The organism is uncultured Bifidobacterium sp. (assembly GCF_959020155.1).
Taxonomy (GTDB): Bacteria; Actinomycetota; Actinomycetes; order Actinomycetales; family Bifidobacteriaceae; genus Bifidobacterium.
Genome location: NZ_CAUERC010000025.1, coordinates 1 through 23507 on the forward strand (window position 1 = coordinate 1; position 23507 = coordinate 23507).

The 23507-nt window shown below is 60.4% G+C and carries 17 protein-coding genes and 1 pseudogene; 15 read left to right on the plus strand and 3 right to left on the minus strand.

Features of this window, described 5'->3' with window-relative positions:
* The 3 genes and pseudogenes from Q5H31_RS06535 to Q5H31_RS06545 all read left to right on the plus strand — a co-directional run.
* A pseudogene (locus Q5H31_RS06535) lies at positions 1-112 on the plus strand (carbohydrate ABC transporter permease); the annotation flags it as partial.
* A 191-nt stretch (positions 113-303) separates the two neighbouring features.
* Positions 304-2379, plus strand: a complete 2076-nt coding sequence (locus tag Q5H31_RS06540; RefSeq protein ID WP_015512346.1) for a beta-galactosidase — start codon at positions 304-306, stop codon at positions 2377-2379.
* A 124-nt stretch (positions 2380-2503) separates the two neighbouring features.
* On the plus strand, positions 2504-3517 hold the full coding sequence (locus Q5H31_RS06545) for a LacI family DNA-binding transcriptional regulator (RefSeq protein ID WP_021975685.1): 1014 nt from the start codon (positions 2504-2506) through the stop codon (positions 3515-3517).
* 119 nt (positions 3518-3636) lie between these two features.
* Here the strand turns inward: Q5H31_RS06545 and Q5H31_RS06550 are convergent, their stop codons facing one another.
* Positions 3637-5337: an alpha-N-arabinofuranosidase gene (locus tag Q5H31_RS06550; protein ID WP_011068328.1), complete on the minus strand. Its 1701-nt coding sequence runs from the start codon at positions 5335-5337 to the stop codon at positions 3637-3639.
* A gap of 159 nt (positions 5338-5496) precedes the next feature.
* On the opposite strand from Q5H31_RS06550, the gene Q5H31_RS06555 reads away from it, so the two are divergent.
* The 3 genes from Q5H31_RS06555 (at position 5497) to Q5H31_RS06565 (ending at position 10061) form a co-directional block, all read left to right on the plus strand.
* Positions 5497-6849, plus strand: coding sequence for an ABC transporter substrate-binding protein (locus Q5H31_RS06555; protein ID WP_060662088.1), 1353 nt, complete (start codon positions 5497-5499; stop codon positions 6847-6849).
* A gap of 331 nt (positions 6850-7180) precedes the next feature.
* The gene (locus tag Q5H31_RS06560; RefSeq protein WP_007053697.1) at positions 7181-8524 is read left to right on the plus strand and encodes a sugar ABC transporter substrate-binding protein; all 1344 of its coding nucleotides are present in this window, start codon (positions 7181-7183) and stop codon (positions 8522-8524) included.
* Between the two features lie 115 nt (positions 8525-8639).
* The gene (locus Q5H31_RS06565; protein WP_032684540.1) at positions 8640-10061 is read left to right on the plus strand and encodes an ABC transporter substrate-binding protein; all 1422 of its coding nucleotides are present in this window, start codon (positions 8640-8642) and stop codon (positions 10059-10061) included.
* A 59-nt stretch (positions 10062-10120) separates the two neighbouring features.
* On the opposite strand, the gene Q5H31_RS06570 is transcribed toward Q5H31_RS06565, so the two are convergent.
* Positions 10121-10891 carry a type III pantothenate kinase gene (locus Q5H31_RS06570; RefSeq protein ID WP_007051273.1) on the minus strand — a complete coding sequence of 257 codons (771 nt, stop codon included), beginning with the start codon at positions 10889-10891 and terminating at the stop codon, positions 10121-10123.
* Positions 10892-11016: 125 nt separating this feature from the next.
* On the opposite strand from Q5H31_RS06570, the gene Q5H31_RS06575 reads away from it, so the two are divergent.
* The 7 genes from Q5H31_RS06575 to Q5H31_RS06605 all read left to right on the plus strand — a co-directional run bounded on the left by Q5H31_RS06575 (position 11017) and on the right by Q5H31_RS06605 (position 18970).
* Complete coding sequence (locus Q5H31_RS06575) at positions 11017-12636, plus strand: ABC transporter substrate-binding protein (protein ID WP_007057799.1); 1620 nt, start codon at positions 11017-11019, stop codon at positions 12634-12636.
* Between the two features lie 64 nt (positions 12637-12700).
* Entirely contained in the window at positions 12701-13678 is a 978-nt protein-coding gene (locus Q5H31_RS06580; protein WP_012471958.1) for an ABC transporter permease, read from the plus strand.
* A complete protein-coding gene (locus tag Q5H31_RS06585; RefSeq protein ID WP_007056422.1) occupies positions 13675-14577 on the plus strand; it encodes an ABC transporter permease in 903 nt (300 codons plus the stop codon). Before Q5H31_RS06580 ends, Q5H31_RS06585 begins: the two co-directional genes overlap by 4 nt.
* Complete coding sequence (locus Q5H31_RS06590) at positions 14574-15365, plus strand: ABC transporter ATP-binding protein (protein WP_007051269.1); 792 nt, start codon at positions 14574-14576, stop codon at positions 15363-15365. The genes Q5H31_RS06585 and Q5H31_RS06590 overlap by 4 nt, the downstream gene beginning before the upstream one ends.
* Positions 15358-16143: an ABC transporter ATP-binding protein gene (locus tag Q5H31_RS06595; RefSeq protein WP_008783136.1), complete on the plus strand. Its 786-nt coding sequence runs from the start codon at positions 15358-15360 to the stop codon at positions 16141-16143. The genes Q5H31_RS06590 and Q5H31_RS06595 overlap by 8 nt, the downstream gene beginning before the upstream one ends.
* Before the next feature lie 483 nt (positions 16144-16626).
* The gene (locus Q5H31_RS06600; protein WP_007053690.1) at positions 16627-17694 is read left to right on the plus strand and encodes a pyridoxal-phosphate dependent enzyme; all 1068 of its coding nucleotides are present in this window, start codon (positions 16627-16629) and stop codon (positions 17692-17694) included.
* A gap of 91 nt (positions 17695-17785) precedes the next feature.
* Entirely contained in the window at positions 17786-18970 is a 1185-nt protein-coding gene (locus Q5H31_RS06605) for a cystathionine gamma-synthase (RefSeq protein WP_032745917.1), read from the plus strand.
* Positions 18971-19107: 137 nt separating this feature from the next.
* Here Q5H31_RS06605 and Q5H31_RS06610 read toward each other — a convergent pair whose 3' ends face one another.
* Positions 19108-20832: a L,D-transpeptidase gene (locus tag Q5H31_RS06610; RefSeq protein WP_302457617.1), complete on the minus strand. Its 1725-nt coding sequence runs from the start codon at positions 20830-20832 to the stop codon at positions 19108-19110.
* Between the two features lie 158 nt (positions 20833-20990).
* On the opposite strand from Q5H31_RS06610, the gene recQ reads away from it, so the two are divergent.
* The gene (gene recQ, locus Q5H31_RS06615) at positions 20991-22946 is read left to right on the plus strand and encodes a DNA helicase RecQ (protein WP_131298123.1); all 1956 of its coding nucleotides are present in this window, start codon (positions 20991-20993) and stop codon (positions 22944-22946) included.
* Between the two features lie 112 nt (positions 22947-23058).
* Positions 23059-23507, plus strand: a 449-nt coding sequence (locus Q5H31_RS06620) for an S-ribosylhomocysteine lyase (RefSeq protein ID WP_302457618.1), incomplete at its 3' end; no start/stop codon positions are given.

Below are 23507 nucleotides of genomic sequence, written 5' to 3' on the forward strand. Positions count from 1 at the left end.
GAACCTGGTGATCACGGGCTCCCTGATCACGATCATCCCCCTGGTGATCGCGTTCTTGTGCCTGCAGAAGTACTGGCAGTCCGGCCTGGCCGCAGGCGCCGTCAAGGAGTGACCGTACTTTGGCTCCCTTCTGGTGGAGGGAGCCGAGATAAAGGCATAACCACTAACAGAAGGAGGCACCTATGCAGATATTCGCATTGTTGAGAATTGTGCAGGTGCCTCCTTGTGTGTCTGTGCAACGTGAGGAATTTATTCCCGCGGACGCAGATTATCGATAAAATTCAATAAAGGAGCTGAATCATCATGGAACGTAAAGAGTTCAAGTGGCCGCAGCCGCTTGCGGGCAACAAGCCCCGCATCTGGTATGGCGGCGATTACAACCCCGACCAATGGCCTGAGGAAGTGTGGGACGAAGATGTAGCCCTCATGCAGCAGGCCGGCGTCAACCTCGTCTCCGTAGCCATCTTCTCCTGGGCCAAGCTTGAGCCCGAAGAAGGCGTGTACGACTTCGATTGGCTCGACCGCGTCATCGACAAGCTTGGTAAGGCCGGCATCGCCGTCGATCTCGCCTCCGGCACCGCATCCCCGCCGATGTGGATGACCCAGGCCCACCCGGAGATCCTCTGGGTCGACTACCGCGGCGACGTCTGCCAGCCCGGTGCCCGCCAGCACTGGCGCGCCACCAGCCCGGTCTTCCTTGACTACGCGCTCAGCTTGTGCCGCAAGATGGCCGAGCACTACAAGGACAACCCCTATGTGGTCTCTTGGCATGTGAGCAACGAGTACGGCTGCCACAACCGCTTCGACTATTCCGAAGACGCCGAGCGCGCCTTCCAGAAGTGGTGCGAGAAGAAGTACGGCACCATCGACGCCGTCAACGACGCTTGGGGCACCGCATTCTGGGCGCAGCGCATGAACAATTTTTCCGAGATCATCCCGCCGCGCTTCATCGGCGACGGCAACTTCATGAACCCGGGCAAGCTGCTTGACTGGAAGCGCTTCAGCTCCGACGCCCTGCTCGACTTTTACAAGGCCGAGCGCGACGCCCTGCTCGAGATCGCCCCCAAGCCGCAGACCACCAACTTCATGGTCTCCGCCGGCGGTACCGGCATCGATTACGACAAGTGGGGTTACGACGTGGACTTCGTGTCCAACGATCACTACTTCACGCCTGGCGAAGCTCACTTCGACGAGCTGGCTTACTCGGCCTCCCTATGTGACGGCATCGCCCGCAAGAATCCGTGGTTCCTCATGGAGCACTCCAGCTCCGCCGTCAATTGGCGCCCGATCAACTATCGCGTCGAGCCCGGCGAATTGGTGCGCGACTCCCTGGCCCACTTGGCCATGGGCTCCGACGCCATCTGCTACTTCCAGTGGCGCCAGTCCAAGGCCGGTGCCGAGAAGTGGCACTCTTCGATGGTTCCTCACGCGGGCCCCGACTCCCAGATCTTCCGCGATGTGTGCGAGCTGGGTGCCGACCTCAACAAGCTTGCTGACGAGGGCCTGCTGAGCACCAAGCTGGTCAAGTCCAAGGTCGCCGTCGTCTTCGATTACGAGTCCCAGTGGGCTACGGAACACACCGCCACGCCTACTCAGGAGGTACGCCATTGGACCGAGCCGCTCGCGTGGTTCCGCGCGCTGGCGGACAACGGTCTGACCGCAGACGTGGTGCCGGTTCGCGGCCCTTGGGACGAGTACGAAGCCGTCGTGCTGCCGAGCCTGACCATCCTGTCCGAAGAGACCACGCGCCGCGTGCGCGAGTATGTGGCGAACGGCGGCAAGCTGTTCGTGACCTACTACACCGGTCTGGTGGACGACAAGGATCACGTCTGGCTGGGTGGCTACCCCGGTTCCATCCGTGACGTGGTGGGTGTGCGCGTTGAGGAATTCGCCCCGATGGGCAACGACTTCCCCGGTGCCATGGACCACCTTGACTTGGACAACGGAACCGTGGCGCACGATTTCGCCGACGTGATCACCTCCGTGGCCGATACCGCTCACGTGGTCGCCTCCTTCAAGGCAGATAAGTGGACCGGTTTCGACGGCGCTCCCGCCATCACCGTCAACGACTTCGGCGACGGCAAGGCCGCATACGTCGGTGCCCGTCTCGGCCGTGAGGGTTTGGCCAAGAGCCTGCCCGTGCTGCTGGAGGAACTCGGCATCGAGACTTCGGCTGAGGACGATCGCGGTGAAGTGCTGCGCGTCGAGCGTGCGGACGAAACTGGCGAGAACCACTTCGTGTTCCTGTTCAACCGCACCCACGATGTTGCGGTCGTGGACGTGGAAGGCGAACCGCTGGTCGCCTCGCTGGCCCAGGTCAACGAGTCCGAGCACACGGCCGCCATCCAGCCCAACGGCGTACTCGTCGTCAAGCTGTAAAACCGCGCATAGCGCCTAATTACCGAAAGGCTCCCTTGCTGCTCATCGTAGCAGGGGAGTCGTTTTCGTATCTCCAGCAAAGTCGGGTAGGGTGGTCACCGTGCGAGGCAAAAACAGAGTGACGATGGCGGACGTGGCCCATGAGGCCGGTGTTTCGGTAGCCTCGGTGTCTAATTTTCTGAACAAACAGCCATATATGAGCGAGGCGATGGCCGCGCGTATTGCGGAAGCCATCGACAGGCTCGGATACAAAGTCAACTCGTCGGCCAGAAACCTGCGTTCCGGGCGTACCCGGTTGCTCAAGCTGGTTATTCCCGATCTGCGGCAGGTGTACTTCTCCGAACTCGCCGAGGATATTCTGGCCGAGGCCCGGCAACATGGCTACGGCGTCATCGTGGAATCCACCACTAACAATCGTGCCCGCGAGCTGGAAAGCATCGCATCGATGGGCACGCACAGCGCGGACGGGCTCATCTTAAGCCCTCTGATGATGACGGTTGACGATATCGCGGCTTTGGATGGCGATTACCCGCTCGTACTGTTGGGTGAACGTTTGTTCGGCGTCAACGCGCCGCACGTAGTGATTCGCAATCGCGAAGGGGCCGCCGCCGCGACTTATCACCTGCTTGATGCCGGTTGCCGCCGCATCGCCGTAGTCGGTGCCGTGCCCCACCCCGAGCACGATTTCTCGTCGGGCTCCATCCGCACCCACGGATATCGTGAGGCGCTGGCCGCGCGCGGCATCCCCTGTGATGACAGTCTGCTTATCGAAACCCAAGGCTGGGGGAGCGCCGACGGTTTGGTCGCGGTGGACACCATGCTGGAGAGTGGCCTGCAATTCGATGCCGTGTTCGCTTTGAATGACTTGCTGGCGTGGGGCGTGCTGCGTGAACTGCGCGAACGCGGCGTTGCCGTGCCGGATGATGTTCGCGTTATCGGCTTCGATGACGTGGAGGAATCGGCCTACATGGTGCCGTCTCTTTCCACCGTTAACCCCGGCAGGGAAGCCATCGCCCGACTGGCCGTCGAATCCATCATCCAACAGGTCGAATCCGGCAGTCGCGCTCCTGCCCAAACCATCGAGGCCCCCTATAGCCTCTCCCTGCGCGAGTCCTCACCGGCGTTGGCCTGCGCCTGATGAATCCATGGTTCGAAATATCCGAAGTGAATGACAAGGCCCGTCAATCGTATGGTGATTGACGGGCCCTGGTCGTATTGGACTTGACTGTACTTGGTACGGGCGTGACTCTCCGTCTTTTAGCCGTGGAATTCCACGCTGATCCAGGAGATGGCGGGAAGCGTTGCCGTGCAGGTGCCGGTGGCGTTCATCGCAATGCCGAGCGGTTGCGGCGTGACGGCTTCGGGCGCTTCGGCGGTGTTGGTGCGGTACGGATCGTCCTCATGCAACAGTTGCGCCTTGCTGAGCGCGAGCGTGCCGAGACCGGGCAGGCCGGGCAGCCCGGAAAGGTCGATGGTGAGCGTGTGCGGGGTGTTGGCGTCGCGGTTGACGGCAAGCAGCAGACCGGTGCGGGCCTGTTCATCCCACGTGACTACCGCGTCGATGGCCGGCACGTCGCCATATGCCTCGGTATGGATGGTGGGGGAGCTGATGGCCGGAGCGTAGGCCTGGCCGCGCGCGTGAAGGGCGGCTTCGGCGAACGGGTAGAACGTGGTCTGCCGCCATGCCGGGCCGTGTTCCTCGGCCATGATGGGGGCGATGACGTTGACCAGCTGGGCGCGCGAGGCGGAACGCACGCGATCGCAGTGCTTGAGCAGGGTGATCATCAGGGAACCTTCGACCACCGCGTCGGCCGCGGTGTAGATGTCTTCCAGCAAATGTGGAGACTTGGGCCATGGCTCGTGGTGCAAACCCTGCGCGGCCTCCGCCTTCCACTGGTCTTCCTGCTCGTTCCACTTGTCCGAATACCATACGCCCCATTCGTCGAAGGACAGGGCGATGTCTTTGGTGCCGTTGTTGGCTTCTCGCGCCTGATCGGCCGCGTCCGAGACGGTGGCGATGAACTTGGTCATGTCTTCGGAAGAGGCCAGGAAGTCCTGCATGGAGGCGGCGGTCCGGGTTTTATGGCCGCGGTCGAAGTAGTAGGCATGGCAGGAGACGAAGTCGAGATTCTCGTAAGCCTTGGTGAGCACGGTCTTCTCCCACGTGCCGAAGGTCGGCATATAGGCACCCGAGGAACCGCAGGCCACGAGTTCGAGACCGGACTCGGCGAGCTTCATGGCGTGGGCCACCTTATCCACCGCGCCGGCATATTCTTCCGGGCTCATGTGGCCCACCTGCCACGGGCCGTCCATTTCGTTGCCGATGCACCACATCTTGATATCCATCGGCTCCTCGATGCCGTTGGCCACGCGCTGATCCGCCCAAGCGGTGCCGGGCGCGCCGTTGACATACTCGAGCTCGTCGAGCGCGGCTTTCAGCCCCCGGGTGCCCATGTTGACGGCAAGCATGATTTCGGTGCCGGCTTTCTGGCTCCAGCGGTAGAAGTCGTCGATGCCCATCTCGTTGGTTTCGGTGCAATGCCAGGCCAGGTCGCGGCGCACGGGGCGATTCTCGCGTGGACCGATGCCGTCTTCCCAGTTGTAGTTGGATACGAAATTGCCGCCGGGGTAGCGCACGCAGGTGACGCCCAGCTCCTTGACCAGGTCAAGCACGTCTTGGCGGAAGCCGTTTTCGTCGGCGGTGGGATGGCTGGGCTCGTAGATGCCGCCGTAGACGCAGCGGCCCAGATGTTCTACGAATGAGCCGAACAGACGCGGGGGAACGTCGGCTACCGGAGTGGCGTCGGCGTTGAGGGCGATGCTGGCGTCCGGCGTGGTTGCGTTGCCGGTTGTGGAGACGTTACTGGCCGTGGTGCCGGCGGCGGTCGGCGCCGGGCTGCTTTCCTGCTTGTCGGGATGGGTGGTTTCGGCGGAATACTGGCTGTTGTGAGTGGTCATGAGCGGGATGCATCTCCTTCGGTTTGCGGTTAGTCACCATGGTGCGACGTGTCGTGTTTGCGTAAACATAAAACATGTGGTACCGTTTCTTAAAACGATACAATACTTGGAACAAAACGCCAAGTCCCGTCGTTTCCCATAACAAGGAAGGAAAGAACGATGAAGTTCGGCAAGAAGACAATTGCCCTGATTGGTGCTGTGGCCATGCTCTCCTCTGTAGCTGCCTGCGGTTCCACCTCTGCCGGGGATAGCGGAAGCACCGGCTCCTCTGATAAGAAGATCGAGCTGACCGTGTGGTCCTGGGATTCCACACTGCCTCGTACGGTCAAGGGATTCGAGGCCAAGAACCCGAACATTAAGGTGAAGGTGACCAATGCCGGCACCAACAAGGACGAGTACAACGCACTGTCCAACGCCATCGAGGCCGGCTCCGGTGCTCCGGACATCGCCCAGATCGAATACTACGCACTGCCCGAATACGTGATTCGCGGCCACCTCGAGAACCTCTCCGATCTCGGCGCCTCCGATTTCAAGGACTTCTACACCCCGGGCACGTGGTCCTCGGTGAGCATCAATGACGGCGTCTACGCCCTGCCGATGGATTCCGGCCCGATGGCCTGGTTCTACAACAAGGACGTCTTCGACAAGGCCGGCGTCGATCCGACCCAGGTGCGCACGTGGGACGACTTCTACGAGGCTGCCAAGAAGATTCGCGCCGTGGACTCCTACATCACCTCCGATTCCGGTGACGCCGGCTTCTTCGACTCCATGACCTGGCTGGCCGGCGCGACCCCGTTCGAGACCTCCAAGGACGGCGAGACCGTGACCATCAACCTGACCGGTGACAAGAACGTCAAGACCTTCACCGACTTCTGGCAGAAGATGATCGACGAAGACCTCATCGACACCAAGACCGTCGGCTGGACCGACGATTGGAACAAGGGTCTGGATGACGGCTCCATCGCATCCCTGCTGACCGGCGCTTGGATGCCGTACAACCTGCTTTCCGGCGCTCCGAACGGTGACGGCAAGTGGCGCATCGCCCAGATGCCGACCGCAGACGGCTCCGAGACCAACTCCGAGAACGGTGGTTCCTCGCTGGTCATCGTGAAGTCCGACGACAAGGCCAAGGTCGCCGCCGCCTACAAGTTCATGGAATACGCCTGCCACGACGCCGAGGGCATTAAGACCCGTGTTGACGGCGGTGCCTTCCCGGCCGACAACGACACCCTCAAGTCCAACGACTTCCTCAACATGACCTCCCTGACCGACTCCGACGGCAAGGCCCACGAGTACTTCGGCGGTCAGAAGTTCAACGAGGAGCTGGCCAAGGCCGCAGCCAATGTGTCCACCGGCTACAAGTTCCTGCCCTTCGAGGTCTACGCTCGCGGCAAGTTCGGCGACTACGCCGGCGATGCCTACACCGGCAAGACCACGCTCTCCGATGCCGTGGCTTCCTGGCAGAAGGACCTGCAGGATTACGCCAAGCAGCAGGGCTACCAGGTGAAGTAACGGCAATCGCAGCAGACTTCCTCCTGTGGTTTCTGTAGCGGGAGGTTGCGATAACAGGATCGGGCACTCTTCGGAGCGCCCGATTTTCTTATGCCATGGGAGCAGTGGCGCGCGGATTGCGATACCAAGATGGCGTGTTGCCGAAGAATGTGTATAATAAAAGATGTTATCGCAACCATAGCTACAAAGTGGCGAAACAAAGCCGTTTTGTGACTACTGAACCATAGAGTGATGGTTCACGATAGCATGACGACGAGGAGAGTTGCCATGCTGTTGTGGTGACAATCACTGCAGACCGCCGAAAGGCGATCCAAGGAAGGAGAACAGAACGATGAAGTTCACCGTTGCTAAGAAGGCCATTGCACTTACCGGTGCGGTTGCCATGCTGGGTTCCGTTGCCGCCTGCGGTTCCGACACCGCCAGTGGCAAGCCGGCTCAAGATAAGGACGTTACCGAAATCACCGTGTGGGCTTGGGAGCCCACGCTGACCCAGGTTGCCAAGGACTTCACCAAGAAGACCGGCATCAAGGTCGATCTCAAGAACGTCGGCACCAACACCAAGGAATACACCCAGCTTGATAACGCCATCGAGGCCGGCTCCGGTGCTCCGGACGTCGCTCAGGTTGAGTACTACGCCATCCCGCAGTACGCCATCAAGGGCAACCTGCTGGACATCACCGACAAGACCTCCGGCTACTCCGACTTCTACACCCCTGGCCCGTGGGCTTCCGTGCAGTTCGCCGGCAAGGTCTACGGCCTGCCGATGGATTCCGGCCCAATGGCCTTCTTCTACAACAAGGAGGTCTTCGACAAGGCCGGTGTTGACGCCGAGCAGATCAAGACCTGGGATCAGTACTACGACGCCGCCAAGAAGATTCACGCTCTGGGCGACAACTACTACATCACCTCCGACACCGGTGACGCCGGCTTCTTCGACTCCATGACCTGGCTGGCCGGTGCAAAGCCGTTCCAGACCTCTTCCGATGGTTCCGAAGTCACCGTCAACCTGACCGAGGACAAGGGCGTCAAGACCTTCACCGACTTCTGGCAGAAGCTGCTGGACGAGGGCCTGCTCGACACCAAGACCGCTGGCTGGTCTGAGGACTGGTTCAAGGGCATGGTCGACGGCACCATCGCCTCCCTGTTCACTGGCGCTTGGATGCCTGCCAACCTGGCCAACTCCGCTGCTGACGGCGCTGGCAAGTGGCGTGTGACCCAGATGCCGACCGCTGACGGCTCCACCACCAACTCCGAGAACGGTGGTTCTTCGCTGGCTGTGCTCGCCTCCACCAAGAAGGCTGACGCTGCTTACCAGTTCATCGAGTACGCCAACCACGGCGACGGCGTGGCCACCCGTGTGGCCGGCGGTGCATTCCCGGCTGACAAGGCCTCCATGGAGTCCGACTCCTTCAAGAACACCACCACTGTGAAGAACGCCGATGGCGAGGACGTTGACTACTTCGGTGGTCAGAAGTACAACGAGGTTCTGGCTCAGGCTGCTGAGAACGTGTCCTCCGACTACCAGTTCCTGCCCTACGAGGTCAAGGCCCGCACCATCTTCGGCGACTACCTTGGCAAGTCCTACACCGGCGACCAGAAGCTGACTGACGGTATCGCCGCTTGGCAGAAGGCACTGCAGGATTACGGCAAGGATCAGGGCTTCACCGTGAAGTAAGCCTTGAACCCTCGCTGAGACTGCCTAGCTAATCTCACCTGATACACAAAGCCCCGTGACGAATCCCGTCACGGGGCTTTTACCGTTTTAAGCCCCGCCTAGTACACTCGTCACCATGCGAGTGATCGGACAGCGAATCAAAAGAATGGCAACCATAGCAGTGACTGCCATCCTTTCCGTATCCCTGGCCTCGTGCGGGCAGGCCACGGACGACAACCGTACGGAGATCAGCGTATGGAGCTGGGAACCGAGCATGGGGGAGGTCATCCGCCGTTTCGAAAAAGCCAATCCGGACATCCGCGTGAAATGGACCAATATCTCCGGCTACGGCAATCTTAATACCGCCATTCAAGACGGTTACGGCACGCCGGACGTGGCTCAAATCGAATACTATGCACTGTTGCAGTACGCGGTCTCCGGCCAATTGCTTGATCTGACCGACAAAATCGGCTCGGATTATTCCAACTTCTTTACCCTCGGCACATGGTCGTCCGTGCAGCTCGCCGGCCGTACCTATGGACTGCCCATGGATTCGGGCCCGATGGGCTTCTTCTACAACGAAGACGTGTTCCGCCAAGCCGGCGTGGACGCCACCAAGATCAAGACTTGGGATGACTATTACGAGGCCGCCGAAAAGCTCAAGGAGATCGGCGCGTATATCGTCGCCGACTCGGGCGACGGCAGTTTCTATGACGCGATGGTCTGGCTCGCCGGTGGTCAGCCGTTCCACACGTCGGCCGACGGCAAAACCGTGACCATCGATTTGGATGAGGATGCCGGCACCCAACGGTTCACCGAATTCTGGCAGAAAATGATCGATGAGGGGCTTGTTGACACCACCTCCGCCACATGGTCGGATCGGTGGAAAAGCAGAGTGGGCACCGGCACCATCGCCTCCGTGTTCTCTGGGGCTTGGATGCCGTCGCTGCTGCTGTCCAATGTGCCGGGCGCGGCCGGTCTGTGGCGCGTGGCTCCCATGCCCACCTATGATGGCCAGCCCACCAACGCCGAAAGCGGCGGGTCGGCACTGACCGTACTGCAATTGACCCGTAAGCCGGATGCGGCTTATCGTTTCGTGGACTTTGTGGCGCATGACGCCCAAGGCATTAGCGCGCGTGTGGATGGCGGTGCTTTCCCGGCCGATTATGCCACCCTGAATTCCGCTGATTTTTTGGATAAAACCACGATTACCAATGACCGGGGCATTGAAATCCCGTATTTCGGCGGGCAGAAGTTCAACCGTGTACTGTCGGAGGCCGCCGAGGATGTGTCGGTCGGATACCAGTATCTGCCATTCGAAGTGTATGCGCGCAGTGACTTCAAATCGACGGTGGGCCAGGCATACGAGTGGTCCGGCAGTTTCCACGCCTATCAGCAGCGACAGGAAGCCATTGAGATGGGCATGAAGGACGAGGAAGGCAACCCGCTCGAACCGTTGGAGAAGCCCGGCAAGAAAGTCAGTCTCTCCGACGGCCTGGCCCAATGGCAGAAAGACCTCCGAGAATACGGCTTCAATCAGGGCTTTACGATTAAGTAGGGATTCGGGGTTGGGTCGGAATCGACCGCGCTATACGCGGCCGATTCCTGCATACTACGTCACTTCACATTGCGCGAGTAGATGTGCGCCATGCCCTTGAAAATCAAATCCGGGTCATACACGTCAATCAGCTCGGTGTCATTCTCAAACACTCGACCGAGGCCACCGGTGGTGATCACCTTGAAATCCTCGCCTCCGAGCTCTTTGCGGAACTGACGAATCGTGCGCTCCACACCGCCCAAGAACGTGTAATACAAACCGGCCTGCATGCAGGTCTTGGTGTTGGTGCCCAGAATCGTATCTGGTCGCGTAATTTCCACTTCCGGCAGCTGGGCCGTATCTCCCCACAGAGCGGCCGCACCGGCACGGATGCCGGTGGTGATGACGCCGGAATCGACCACGCCCTTGTCGCTCACGTGTGTGAACGTGGTGGCGGTGCCGAAATCAGCCACCAGCACTGGGCCGCCATACTCGTAATAGGCACCGGCGCAGTCGGCCAGAATATCCGCACCCAGCGATTTCGGATCGTCAACGCGCACGTTCATACCGGTCTTGATGCCCGGTCCCACCACCATCGGATCAATGTCGAGGAATTTGACGATGGACGAACGGAAGGAGTGCATCACTTTCGGCACCACCGAACAGATGATCACATCGTCCACATCGGATGGCTGAAAACCGCTCATTCTCAGGAATTCAGTCAGAAACAGCCCATACTCATCAGACGTATGGTTGGCTTTGGTGGTGATGCGGTAGGTGCCGGCGATGGTATCGCCATCCAAAAAGCCCAGCACGATGTTCGTATTGCCGATATCAACGGCGACCAGCATGATAACCCTCCAGATTCAAGATGGATTTCATGCGCAATTCTACAGTCCCATGGCTATGATGGCCTGCGGTGGTCGACCCAGCGTGGCGGCCAACCGTAGAACACAACATATACAGAGGAAGAACCATGTCTCAAGACAATGGTGCGCACGTCGAAGACGGCGCAACCACAGATGCGAGCCTTGCCTCGCGCGCAAAGAATCCGAAAAAAAGCGGCCCGAAGTGGTGGCTGATCTCACTGATTGCCGTCATCGTGGCAGTGGCGGTCGTCATCGGCGTCACGCTCGCTTTCGGCGGTAAGAAAGATGACAAGTCGGCTTCGTCCAGCAACCAATATGCCGACACCGTGACCATCGGCCTCAAACTGGCCCCCACCAATCTGGACATCCGCAACACCGCCGGCTCCGCGCTTGACCAGATCCTGATCGGCAACGTATACGAAGGCATCGTGGCACGTGACTCCAAGAACCAGGTCGCTCCCGCCATCGCCTCCAGCTGGGAGACGTCCAAGGACGGCCTGACCTACACCTTCCACCTCAATAAGAACATGACCTTCTTCAATGGCGACAAACTTGACGCCGAGGACGTGGCCTGGTCCATCAACGAGCTGATCGCTAAGGGCTACCACGACGCCGACGCGCTCGCCGCCGTCAGCAAGGTGGAGGCCAAGGACGCCGACACCGCGGTGATCACGCTCAAGACGCCGAACTCCAACCTGTTGTGGACCCTGACCGGTCGCGCAGGGCTCGTGTTCGACAAGGACGCCAAGTATGACCTGAAGACGCAGGCCGTCGGCTCCGGCCCCTACACCGTTGCCAAGTTCGTGGAAAACAGCTCGATCACGCTGAAGGCCAATGAGAAGTACTGGGGCAAGAACAAGGCCAAGACGCCCACCGTGGTCGTCAAGTATCTGGCCGACGACAACGCCGCGGTCAATGCGCTGAAGTCCGGTGACGTGCAGGTGCTCGCCCCGATTACCGAGAACCTCGCCGAACCGTTCAAGTCCGATTCCGCCAAGTACACGGTCAAAGCCGGCAACGGCACCGACAAGTTCGTGCTCGGCTTCAACAACGCTTCCGGTTCCAAACTGGCTGACAAGCGCATTCGCCAGGCCATCCGTTACGCCATCAACCACAAGGAGCTCATCGCCTCTCGCGGCGGTGCGGACAAGGCGCTCGGCGGCCCGATCCCGTCTCTCGACCCCGGCTACGAGGATCTGACGAATCTGTACCCGTATGATCAGAACAAGGCCAAGTCGCTCATGGCTGAAGCCGGCTATTCCACCGACAAGCCGCTTCAACTTACGCTGACCTACGCCAACATCTACGGCACCGAGCTCGGAGACCAGCTGCGCTCCCAGCTCAAGCCCATCGGCATCGACCTGAAGGTGAATGTGGTGGAGTTCTCCACGTGGCTGCAGGATGTGTACACCAACCACACCTTCGATATTTCGCTGGTGGACCACAACGAAAGCCACGACTTCGCATCGTGGACCGATCCGACATACTATTTCGGTTACGACAACAAGAATGTGACCAAGCTGTACAACGAGGGTGTTGCCGCCACCTCCGACAAGGAGCGTGATGCCAAGTTCGCCGCGGCCGCCAAGCTTGTCTCCGAGGATGCGCCGGCCGACTGGCTGTTCAACTACCGCATCACCACCGCCACGGCCAAGGGCGTTGAAGGATTCCCCTTCGACCTCAACCAGACCGTTCTGCCCCTCTACAACGTGACCTACACGAAGTAGTTCGTTACAGCAATGAGCTCCCTCAGTGAGGGGGCTCATTGTTAATCCAAGTAAAGTAGGCATTATGCGATTCGTGTTGAAACGGCTGGCGTTATTCGTGGTGGCGTTGTTCGGCCTGTCCGTGGTGGTTTTCGCAGCATTGCGCATTCTGCCTGGCGATGTGGCCTCCGTGATGGCCGGCGTCAACTCGCCGCCTGAGCGTGTGACCCAGCTACGCGAACAACTCGGTCTGAATCGGCCATTGATTGCACAATACTTCGATTGGATGAGTGCGCTGGCCCGTGGTGACTTCGGCACTTCAATCCTGACTGGTCGCTCCGTAACCTCCTTGGTAGGCGCACGTGCGTCCATCACCTTTCCCCTGATTATTCTTGGCCTGCTCATCGCCTTGGCCATCGGCTTGCCGCTGGGCTGTGCGGCGGTACTGGCCCGCAGCGCAACGGTGCGTGCGGTGTTTCATGTACTGGCTATTGTCGGCGGTGCCGTACCTGCGTTGTGGGGCGGTCTGCTGCTGATTCTGTTGTTCGGGCGCGGCGTAGGATTGCTTGACGTGTTTCCCTCGCAAGGGTTCCCGCTGGATGGCTGGGGCGCACCCGGTTCGGCGATATCAGCGTTGGTATTGCCGGCTGTATCGGTCGGCATCATCGTGGGAGCATCGCTTATGCGATACACGCGCGCGGCCTTAGGGGATTTAGCCAGTTCCGGCTACATCGATATGGCATGCTCGTGTGGCATGACGCGCACTCAGGCGGTGTTGCGTGTGGGATTGCGGTTGGCAACCCCGCAGCTGGTGTCTGTTATCGGGCTGACCTTCGCTTCGATGGTCACTGGCGTGATGGTCATCGAAAACCTGTTTGCGTTACCGGGCATCGGCAACGGTCTTGTGACCGACGTGGGCAACCGCGACCTGATTGCCGTGCAAAGCGAGCTGTTCCTGCTGGCCGCGTTCTTTTTGACTGTCGGCCTCGTGGTCGATTTGCTCCACCGCGTGCTCGACCCGCGTCTGAAAACCGCTACCGCCATTACGGAGGTGACCGCATGAGCAATGTTCGTCGTGCGACGACTGGTGGTCGACGGGCTGCCTTCGTCATCGTCCTGCACTCCATGTGGCGTCGTGCCGAGGGCAAATTCGCACTTATCGTGCTCGCTCTGTGGTTGCTCATTGCCATCGTTTCCCTGTTCTGGACCCCGCAATCGCTGTGGGCCACTGATGGCTACCATGTATGGGCCAAGCCGTCCGCCGAGCACTGGCTCGGCACTGACGGCACCGGCGCGGACGTGTTCAGCTGGCTGCTGGCCGGCTCACATACCAATCTTGTGATCGTGCTGCTGACCGTAGTGGCATCTATGGCTTGGGGGCTGCTGCTCATCGCGGCCATGGTGGCGCGCAATGCGGCGCTCGCCAGTTCTTCGGTAGTGGTAGTTGATGCGTTGATTTCCGTTCCCACCGTGTTGATTGCGTTGATTCTGGCTGTGCCGTTGGGAGCGTCAATCGCGGTGATTGTGATCGCCTGCGGCTTCGGATATGGGTTGAATCTGGCTCGTGTGGCTCGCCCCGCAGCGTTGCTGGCGTCCCGCTCGTCATATGTGGAATCGGCCTTGGCCAATGGTGCCAGCGGGTGGCGTGTGCTCATAAGCCATGTTATGCCGAATATTCTGCCGGTATTGGCTGTGCAACTGTCATTGTCGGCGGGCACGGCGGTGTTGGCTGAGTCGGGGCTCACTTATCTCGGTATCGGTGTGCCGTCCGGTGTGCCGAGCTGGGGGCATTCTCTGGCCACTTCGGTCAAACTCATCAACGTGTTCCCATTAACCGTGGTGTGGCCCGGCCTGATCGTCACGGTTGTGGTTGTGGCGCTGAATATTTTTGGTGATGTGCTGCGCGATGCCATCGATCCGGTCACCAACCCCGCATTACGTGAAATAGGAGGCGAACGATGAGCGTCGATGTTCGCGGGCTGAAAATCACGATTGGCGGCAAACCAATCGTCTCTGATGCGGATATGACCATTGCCGACGGTGAACGAGTCGGCTTGATCGGTTCTTCAGGCTCCGGAAAATCTATGATTGCCAAGGCGATGCTGGGGTTGCTGCCCCTGACCGCTGTGACTAATGGGTCGATTGATATGGGCGGCACGGAAATTATCGGAGCTTCCGAACGTGCGCTTGCCGACCTGCGCGGCCGGTATGTGGGTGCGGTGTTCCAGAATCCGGCTGCCTCACTGAACCCGGTGATGACCGTGGCGCAGCAGATCGCCTTGCCATTGCGGTTGCACTATGATCTGACCAAGGTCGAACGAGCCGACCGAGTGAATGCCTTGTTGAGCAAGGTCGGGCTGGATCTCGATATGGCCGGCAAATACCCGCACGAACTGTCCGGCGGCCAACAGCAGCGCGTGGGCATCGCCACGGCGCTGATCACCTCACCGCGATTCATCATCGCGGACGAACCCACCACCGCACTCGACTCCATCACGCAACGCCAGATCGTGGACCTGCTGACCTCGCTGGTGGACGACGCCGGTGCCTCCATGCTGTTCATCACCCACGATTTCTCCGTACTCGCGCGTGCCACCACCCGCTGCTACGTGCTGGACGCCGGCCGCATCGTCGAATCCGGACCCACCGCCGACCTGCTCGCCGCGCCGACCACACCACAAGCCCAGCGCCTGGTCGCCGCCGCCCAAACCCTCACCCTCCACACCCCCAAGGAGGATTCGCATGAGTAACAGCAGTGTGCCGCTCCTCTCCGCCCACTCCATCACCAAATCCTTCGGCCCGCGCACCGCACGCCACCAAGTCCTCTTCGACGTCTCCGCCGACGTCCACGCCGGCGAATGTCTGGCCGTGATCGGCGGCTCCGGATCCGGCAAATCCACGCTGACCCGCATTATGCTGGGCTTGGAATCCGCGGACTCCGGCAGCGTGGAATACGAGAGCCAATCCATTGTCGGCGGCCGAAAATCGCCGGGATTCGCGGCCCTGCGCCGCGAATCGGGACTGGTGTTCCAGGACCCGTTCTCCTCGCTCGACCCACGTTGGCGAGTCGCCAAATCAGTGGCTGAACCGCTGAGTCTGCAACGGCGTGACCTGAACAACACCGATATCGACGAGCGAGTGGCCGCGGCTCTGACCATGGCAGGCCTTGAACCGGCAGACTTCCTGAACCGGTACCCAATCGACCTGTCCGGCGGCCAGGCGCAGCGCGTGGTCATCGCCCGCGCTATCATCAACGAGCCCAAAGTGATCCTCGCCGATGAGCCGATGAGCGCCATCGACGTGGCCGCGCGCATTCAGATCCTCGACACCTTCGCCGCCATCCGCGCGGCCCGGCCGAGCACCGCCATCATCATGGTCTCCCACGATCTCGGCGTGGTACAGCACATCGCCGACCGCATCCTCGTGCTCCATGACGGGCGTCTCGAAGAGACGGGTTCCACCGCTGAAGTGCTCGGCAACCCCCAATCCGATTACACCCGTCAGCTCATCGAGGCAGCCTCGTTATAGACCTTTTTTGGCTCCCTCTCTGAGGGGAGCTGTCGAATGCAGTGAGGCTGAGGGGAGTTACGGGTGCCGTCGTATTCCCCTCAGTCCGCTTCGCGGCCAGCTCCCCTCAGGGAGGGGAGCCGAGGCCGCCGGCGACACGCGCTTGTCGCGGGTTGTGCTATGGTGTGAGACATGCAGATTATCTCATGTTGTTGTCGCTAACCGACGCCCCTGGGCGAGCGGTCAGTGACGCATAACTTGAGATAGAGCATTCGAATCGCGGCAAATCTGTCGCATGAATTTTCATGAAATCGATGGCACGAGCGTAACCGTGTAACGCGCGAGTCGTGGTTAACATGAAAAACCGATTCACTTTCCGGCTTCACCGTACAGTGAGCGGGGATACTCGATTTCAAACTAAAGCCACAGTCCATTCGTCTGGGAACGTCGGTTCACGAACGCAACGCAGCAAAACCCCACAACCCCAGCAACGAAGGACTTCACATGACCATCCACAACAGCCTCGCAGAACTCATCGGCAACACCCCGCTCGTCAAGCTCAACCACATTCCGCAGGCGGCCGGCGTCAAAGCCACCATCGCCGTCAAAGTCGAATACTTCAACCCCGGTGGATCTTCCAAGGACCGCATTGCCGAACGCATCATCGACGCCGCCGAACAGTCCGGCCAACTGAAGCCCGGCGGCGTGATCGTCGAACCCACCTCCGGCAACACCGGCGTCGGCCTGGCCCTGGTCGCCCAGCAGCGCGGCTACCGCACGATTTTCACCCTGCCGGACAAGGTCTCCGAATCCAAGCGCGCGGTGCTGCGCGCCTACGGTGCCGAAGTCATCGTCACGCCAACCGACGCCGGCCCGGACGACCCGCGCTCCTACTACCAGGTCGCCGAACGACTGGCCAATACGATTCCCGGCGGCTTCCGCCCGAACCAGTACGACAACCCGAACGGCCCGCTGAGCCACTACTACACCACCGGACCTGAGATCTGGGAGGCCACGGACCACAAGGTCACGCACTTCGTGGCCGGCATCGGCACCGGCGGCACCATCTCCGGCACCGGCAAGTACCTCAAGGAAGCCTCCAACGGCGCGGTCAAGGTCATCGGCTCCGACCCGGAAGGCTCCATCTACTCCGCTTCCTCACGCGACGAAGTCCACCAGTACGATATCGAGGGCGTAGGGGAGGACTTCTATCCCAAGGCCTTCGACCGGAACATCACCGACGACATCGTGCGCGTGTCCGACGCCGAAGCCTTTGAAATGACCCGCCGTCTGGCCGGCGAGGAGGCGCTGCTGGTCGGCGGCTCGTCCGGCATGGCCGTGGCCAGCGCCATCAAGTACGCGCTTGCCAATGATTTGGACGAGAACCAGATCGTGGTGGTGCTCGCCCCTGATTCCGGCCGCAGCTACTTGGAGAAGATCTTCAACGACGACTGGATGCGTGCCAACGGCTACGGCGACATCGTGGAGCGCACCAGCAAGCCCTCCCTCGCCGAGCAGTACCTTAACGGAGCTCCCTCTGATGAGGGAGCTGGGGACGGACTCCATAACTAGCTATCAAAAGAATCAATACCAACATCCGCACTAACCAACCGCACCTGTTCTACCTTCGAATACGGAACGATCCCGAAAGGAACCCAATATCATGTCCGCTGAATACAACGCCAAGTTCGCCAACACCGACATCGCCACTCGCGCCATTCACGCCGGCCAGGAGCCCGACCCGACCACCGGTGCGGTCGTCACGCCGATCTTCGCCACCTCCACTTTCAAGCAGGATGGCGTGTTGGGCCTCAGGGGAGGCCACGACTACTCTCGCTCCATCAACCCCACTCGCACCAGCTTCGACGAGCAGCTCGCCGCCGTGGAAGGCGGCAAGTACGCGCTGAGCTTCTCCTCGGGCTTGGCCGCCATCGACGTGCTGCTGCGCTCCACCATCAAGCCCGGCGACAACATCCTGCTCGGCAACGATGTGTACGGCGGCACCTACCGCCTGCTCTCCAAGGTGTTCGTGCCGTGGGGTGTGGGCCTCGACGTGGTGGACATCACCGATCTGAAAGCCGTGGAAACCGCATTGGCCTCCAAGCACTACCAGTATGTGTGGATCGAGACCCCGTCCAACCCGCTGCTCAACATCACCGACATCGCGGTCACCACCGAAGTCGCCCACAAGTACGGCACCAAGGTCGCTGTCGACAACACCTTCGCCTCGCCCGCCCTTCAGCATCCGCTGGCCGATGGCGCCGATGTGGTGGTCTACTCCACCACCAAGTACATCGGCGGCCACTCCGACGTGGTCGGCGGTGCCGTGGTGGTCAACGACGAGGAGACCCGCGAGAAGGTCGCCTTCCTGCAGAACGCCGCCGGCGCAGTGCCCTCCCCGTTCGACTCCTGGCTGGACATCCGCGGCCTGAAGACCCTGGATCTGCGCGTCAAGCGCCACAGTGCCAACGCCCTGAAGGTGGCCGAATGGCTCGAATCCCAGCCCTCTGATGTGATTGAGCGCGTCTGGTACCCGGGCCTCGAGTCCCACCCGGGTCATGAAATCGCCGCCCGCCAGATGCACGGCGGCTTCGGCGGCATCGTCTCCGTGCAGCTCGCGGCCGGCGCCGAGGCGGCCAAGCACTTCGTGGACCACACGCAGATCTTCACACTGGCCGAATCGCTCGGCGGTGTGGAAAGCCTCATCGAGGTGCCCGCCGCCATGACCCACGCCTCCGTGGCCGGCACCACCCTGCAGGTGCCCGCCAACCTGGTGCGCATTTCGGTCGGTATCGAGAACGCCGACGACCTTATCGCCGATCTCAAGCAGGCGTTGGATCGTATCTGACCGTACTGACGGTACTGGTGGCACCGTATTGACGGTGCCACCACGCTTATCGGCGGACTCGCTATCGATTGGTACCTACAAAAAATCCCCGGCCCACAAGGGTCGGGGATTTTCCGTTATCGATTAAACATATTGAATCAGCTGGCGTTGCCGCCCTGCCATCCAGTGGCATCCGCACCAGCCGGGCGCAACGTCTGACCGGAAGTCGGTGTGGTGCCATCAACGACCACACGAGTGCCGATGGTGGCAAAGTCGTACATCCACTTGGCATCGGCCACCTGCATGTTGATGCAGCCGTGCGAGCCTGGGATACCCTGCTGCACATAGATGGGGTGCTCGCCCCACATGTATGCAGGAACACCGTGCAGAGCCTCGCCGCCGTTATAGTAGGAAACCCACGGCGTGCCTGGCTGGTTGTAGCCTTCGCCAACCATGGTCTGCGATTCGTACTTGAGATACACGTAGAACGTGCCGGTATCGGACAGCATGGAACCATCGGCGGTGGGCTTGCCAGAAGCGATGTTGAACTTCTTGACCACCGTGGTGCCCTGATATGCAGTGGCAGTCTGGTTCGTCAGATCAACATGAACCCACTTATCGCCATTTGCCGTATCGAAGTTATGAGGCACCTCGACCTGCTTGACATCATACGGGCTGTCTTTCACAGCCACAGTGGAATCAGTGGACTGGTTCTGCTCGATGGCGGTAGCCAGACGTTCGGGGGCGTCCCCGGCGCCAGTCACTTCAATACCATCCACGCCGAGTGTCTTATCGGCACCAATTTCCACGCCGCCTTCGTCTTTCGGCGTGATGTAGACCTCGCGTGTCACCTTGGGAACAGTCAGTTCTTTGGTTACGCTGTCACTGGTGACGTACTTGGTGATGGCATCGCGGTCGACTACCAGACTCATGGTGCCTTCCGCCTTATTCACCGTGGGCTTGAGGAATGAGGCAATGGTATCGGCCGGGATGGTGACGCTCTTGTTCACGCCGTTGTCTACGGTCAGTTTGAGGCCAAGCCTGGCATTGGCGTCAAACTGTGTTTGCTGTGCGCTCGCGTCATCAATCGGATTCTTTGCGGTCTGTAGCTTGACCGGCACCGTCGCATTTTCGCCCGGGGTCGCGACGGCCTCCTTGACTGCAGCATTGACAACATTGGTATCCGGGCCCTTGCCGTCCTGACCCGCGGTGTAGTCGAACTGTTTGGTGCTCTTGTTGTAGACAACGGTGGCAATCTGCGCTCGGTCGGCCTCATCGACCAGGCCGGCGGTGACGAATTGTTCGGCAGTCTCTTTGTCCGTGGTGGCAGTCAGAGCGATATGCGGCTGATCGAAAATATTGAGCTTGGCCACGTCGCCGGTCTTCGCGTTCAACAGCGCATCCACGGTTTTATCCGTGTCGACGGTGACGCCAAGGTCCTTCAGCGAGGCTTTGACGCTGTTGCCTTCGGCGGTGAACGTCACCGTGGTGTTATTCAGCCGCTGCTTCACAGTATTCGCAAGTTCTTCGCGGGTCTGGCCCATGACAGAGACGTTGCCCAAATGAACACCGGGCGCAGCCTTGTCTTGGAAGTACCAACGTCCGACGAAGAAATAGGCTATTAATGCGGCAAGCAACACTGCAAATATGGTTATGATGGCAATCCGTGCGGCCTTGCCATGTGATTTAGCGGTGGCAGATGCCATAACATGTTCACCCACATAGGCTGTATTGTCGGCATGGTTATTGGTGCCACTGTCACTTTGCTGTGGTGTGGCGGTACCTGAATCCGCGGCTGCGAACAGCCCATCGGTGGCCACAGGCTGCAGCACCGCCGTCTCCTGATCGTCAGGAGAGGAGAAGGAAAATGTATCGTTGGCCATAAAATGCCCCGTCTTAGTTCTCTCAAAGCGGCATATCATGCGATATGCCGGGAATAACGTTCCTTGACGCATAATAATACGGAAGGGCTACGTACATCGTTGCGAGGTATTCCGTTATACGCTGAAATCCAGCCGCGGTCGGCCTACACTGGTCGTTTATGACAGCACATCAGGCGGCGCTGGAGGCGCTCACACGATACTTCGGCTATGACTCGTTTAGGCCCGGACAGCAAGGAATTGTCGAGGCTTTGCTTGCCGGACGCGATGTCTTGGGCGTGATGCCCACCGGCGCAGGCAAGTCCGTGTGCTACCAGATTCCCGCCGCGCTCAGCCCGGGTATGACTTTGGTCATATCTCCCTTGATTTCCCTGATGCGCGACCAGGTCGATGCGCTGAACGACCTCGGTCTGCCGGCCGCGTTCATCAATACCACTCAAACTCCCGACGAGCAGGCGATGGTGTTCGCCCAAGCCGCCGCCGGGCAGATCAAACTGCTGTACGTGGCCCCGGAACGCTTGGAAACCGGGCGATTCCGCGACTTTGCCGCCCGTACGCCGATCTCGCTGATCGCCGTGGACGAAGCCCACTGCGTCTCCCAGTGGGGTCAGGACTTCCGCTCGTCGTACTTAGGTATCGGCGATTTCATCGCCGGGCTGCCGCAGCGTCCACCGGTGGGTGCGTTCACCGCCACCGCCACCGAACGGGTGCGCCGGGACATCGTGGGACTGCTGGGATTGCGGGATCCGGCCGTCACCGTTACCGGATTCGACCGGCCGAACCTGTATTTTGATGTGGTCAAACTGGAAACCAAATACAAGGCCGCATGGGTGGCGCGGTATGTGGCCGACCATCCGGACGAATCCGGCATCGTCTACTGCGCCACCCGCAAGACCACCGAAGCGCTCACCGACACGCTGAACCAGATGGGGCATCCGGCCGTTGCCTACCATGGCGGCATGTCGCCGGACGCGCGTGAGGCGGCCCAGCGCGACTTCATCACCGACAAGGTGCCGGTGGTCGTGGCCACCAACGCTTTCGGCATGGGCATCGATAAGTCCAACGTGCGTTACGTCATCCACCACAATCTGCCCGAATCCATTGAGGCCTACTATCAGGAGGCCGGCCGCGCGGGCCGTGACGGCGAGCCCAGCCGATGCACGCTGCTGTGGAATGAGTCAGACATCGTCACCCGGCGTCGGTTGCTGGATAACGATTATGAGAACGAACGATTGACTCCCGAAGAGCAGGAAATCGTTCGCCAGTCCAAGCGCCGGCTGCTGGACGGTATGGTCGGCTACTGCCGCACCACCGACTGCCTGCACCGGTATATGACCCGGTATTTCGGTCAGGAATTGTCGCCGAATGCTGGTTCCACGGCGGGTGAAGACATTGCGGCGGACTCTTCGCAGTCCGGCAAATGCGGTGCCTGCTCGAACTGCGAAAGCACGTTCGAGACCATCGACGTGACCCGCGTGGCGCAGGCGATCAGCCGGTGCGTGCATGACGTGGGGCAGCGCGTCGGTTCCGGCAAGATCGTCAAGATCCTGCGCGGTTCGCGGGCACAGGATCTGGCATGGCTGAACCCGGAGCGGATGCCCACCTTCGGCATGCTCAAGGACGTGAACGAGGCTCGCGTGCGCGACGTGTTGAGCCAGATGGCCACGGACGGGTACCTGTCAATCGCCGAAGGGCGTATGCCAATCGTCATGTTCGGTGCGCGGGCGGCCGAAACCGCCGCTCCCGACTTCCACTATGAGATCAAACGGGTGGAACGCAAGTCGGAGGCGGCCGGTTCCGGTCGGAGCGGGGGAGTGGCTGATACTGCCGATTCCGCCAATGTTCCCGGCGATGCGCTGGGCTCGTATATCCCGGACGATGACGAGGAATCGCTGTTCCAGAAGCTACGCGAACTGCGACGCACCATCGCCCAGGAAATCGGCAAGCCGCCGTACATCGTGTTCTCCGACAAGACCTTGCGCGACATGGCCCGCATCAAGCCGGTTACCAACGCGCAATTTCTGGCGGTCAACGGCGTCGGTCAACACAAGCTCGACCTCTACGGCCAGCGCTTCATGCAAGCCATCGCCTCGTTCAATGCCGGGAGTGCGTCATAACAATCTCCTATAGCGAACTGCGGAGTATTTGCGGGCGTTCTTGGGCTGGCTCGACTACGATGACTGTTCGATGCTTCATGACCGAACACTCGGCAAGTAGAAAGGCAACAGCATGGCAGAAGAAACGGCCGAAAAGCCCGTCGTCGAATCATTCCAGCTTGATCACACCAAGGTCAAGGCGCCGTACGTGCGTTACATCGACACCGAAACGGGCCCTCACGGCGACGTGATCTCCAACTATGATCTGCGCCTGACCCAGCCGAACAAGCAGGCCATCCCCACCGGCGGCCTGCACACCATCGAACACACCATCGCCGTGCTGCTGCGCGAACGTATCCCGGGCTACATCGACTGCTCGCCGTTCGGCTGCCGCACCGGCTTCCACCTGCTGACCTGGGGCACCCACCCCACCGAGGAAGTGGCCAAGGCCCTGAAGGAATCGTTGGAGTTCATCGCGTACAAGGCCACGTGGGATGACGTGCCCGCCACCACCGAGAAGAGCTGCGGCAACTATCGCGACCACAGCCTGTTCACCGCCAAGGAATGGGCCAAGCAGATCCT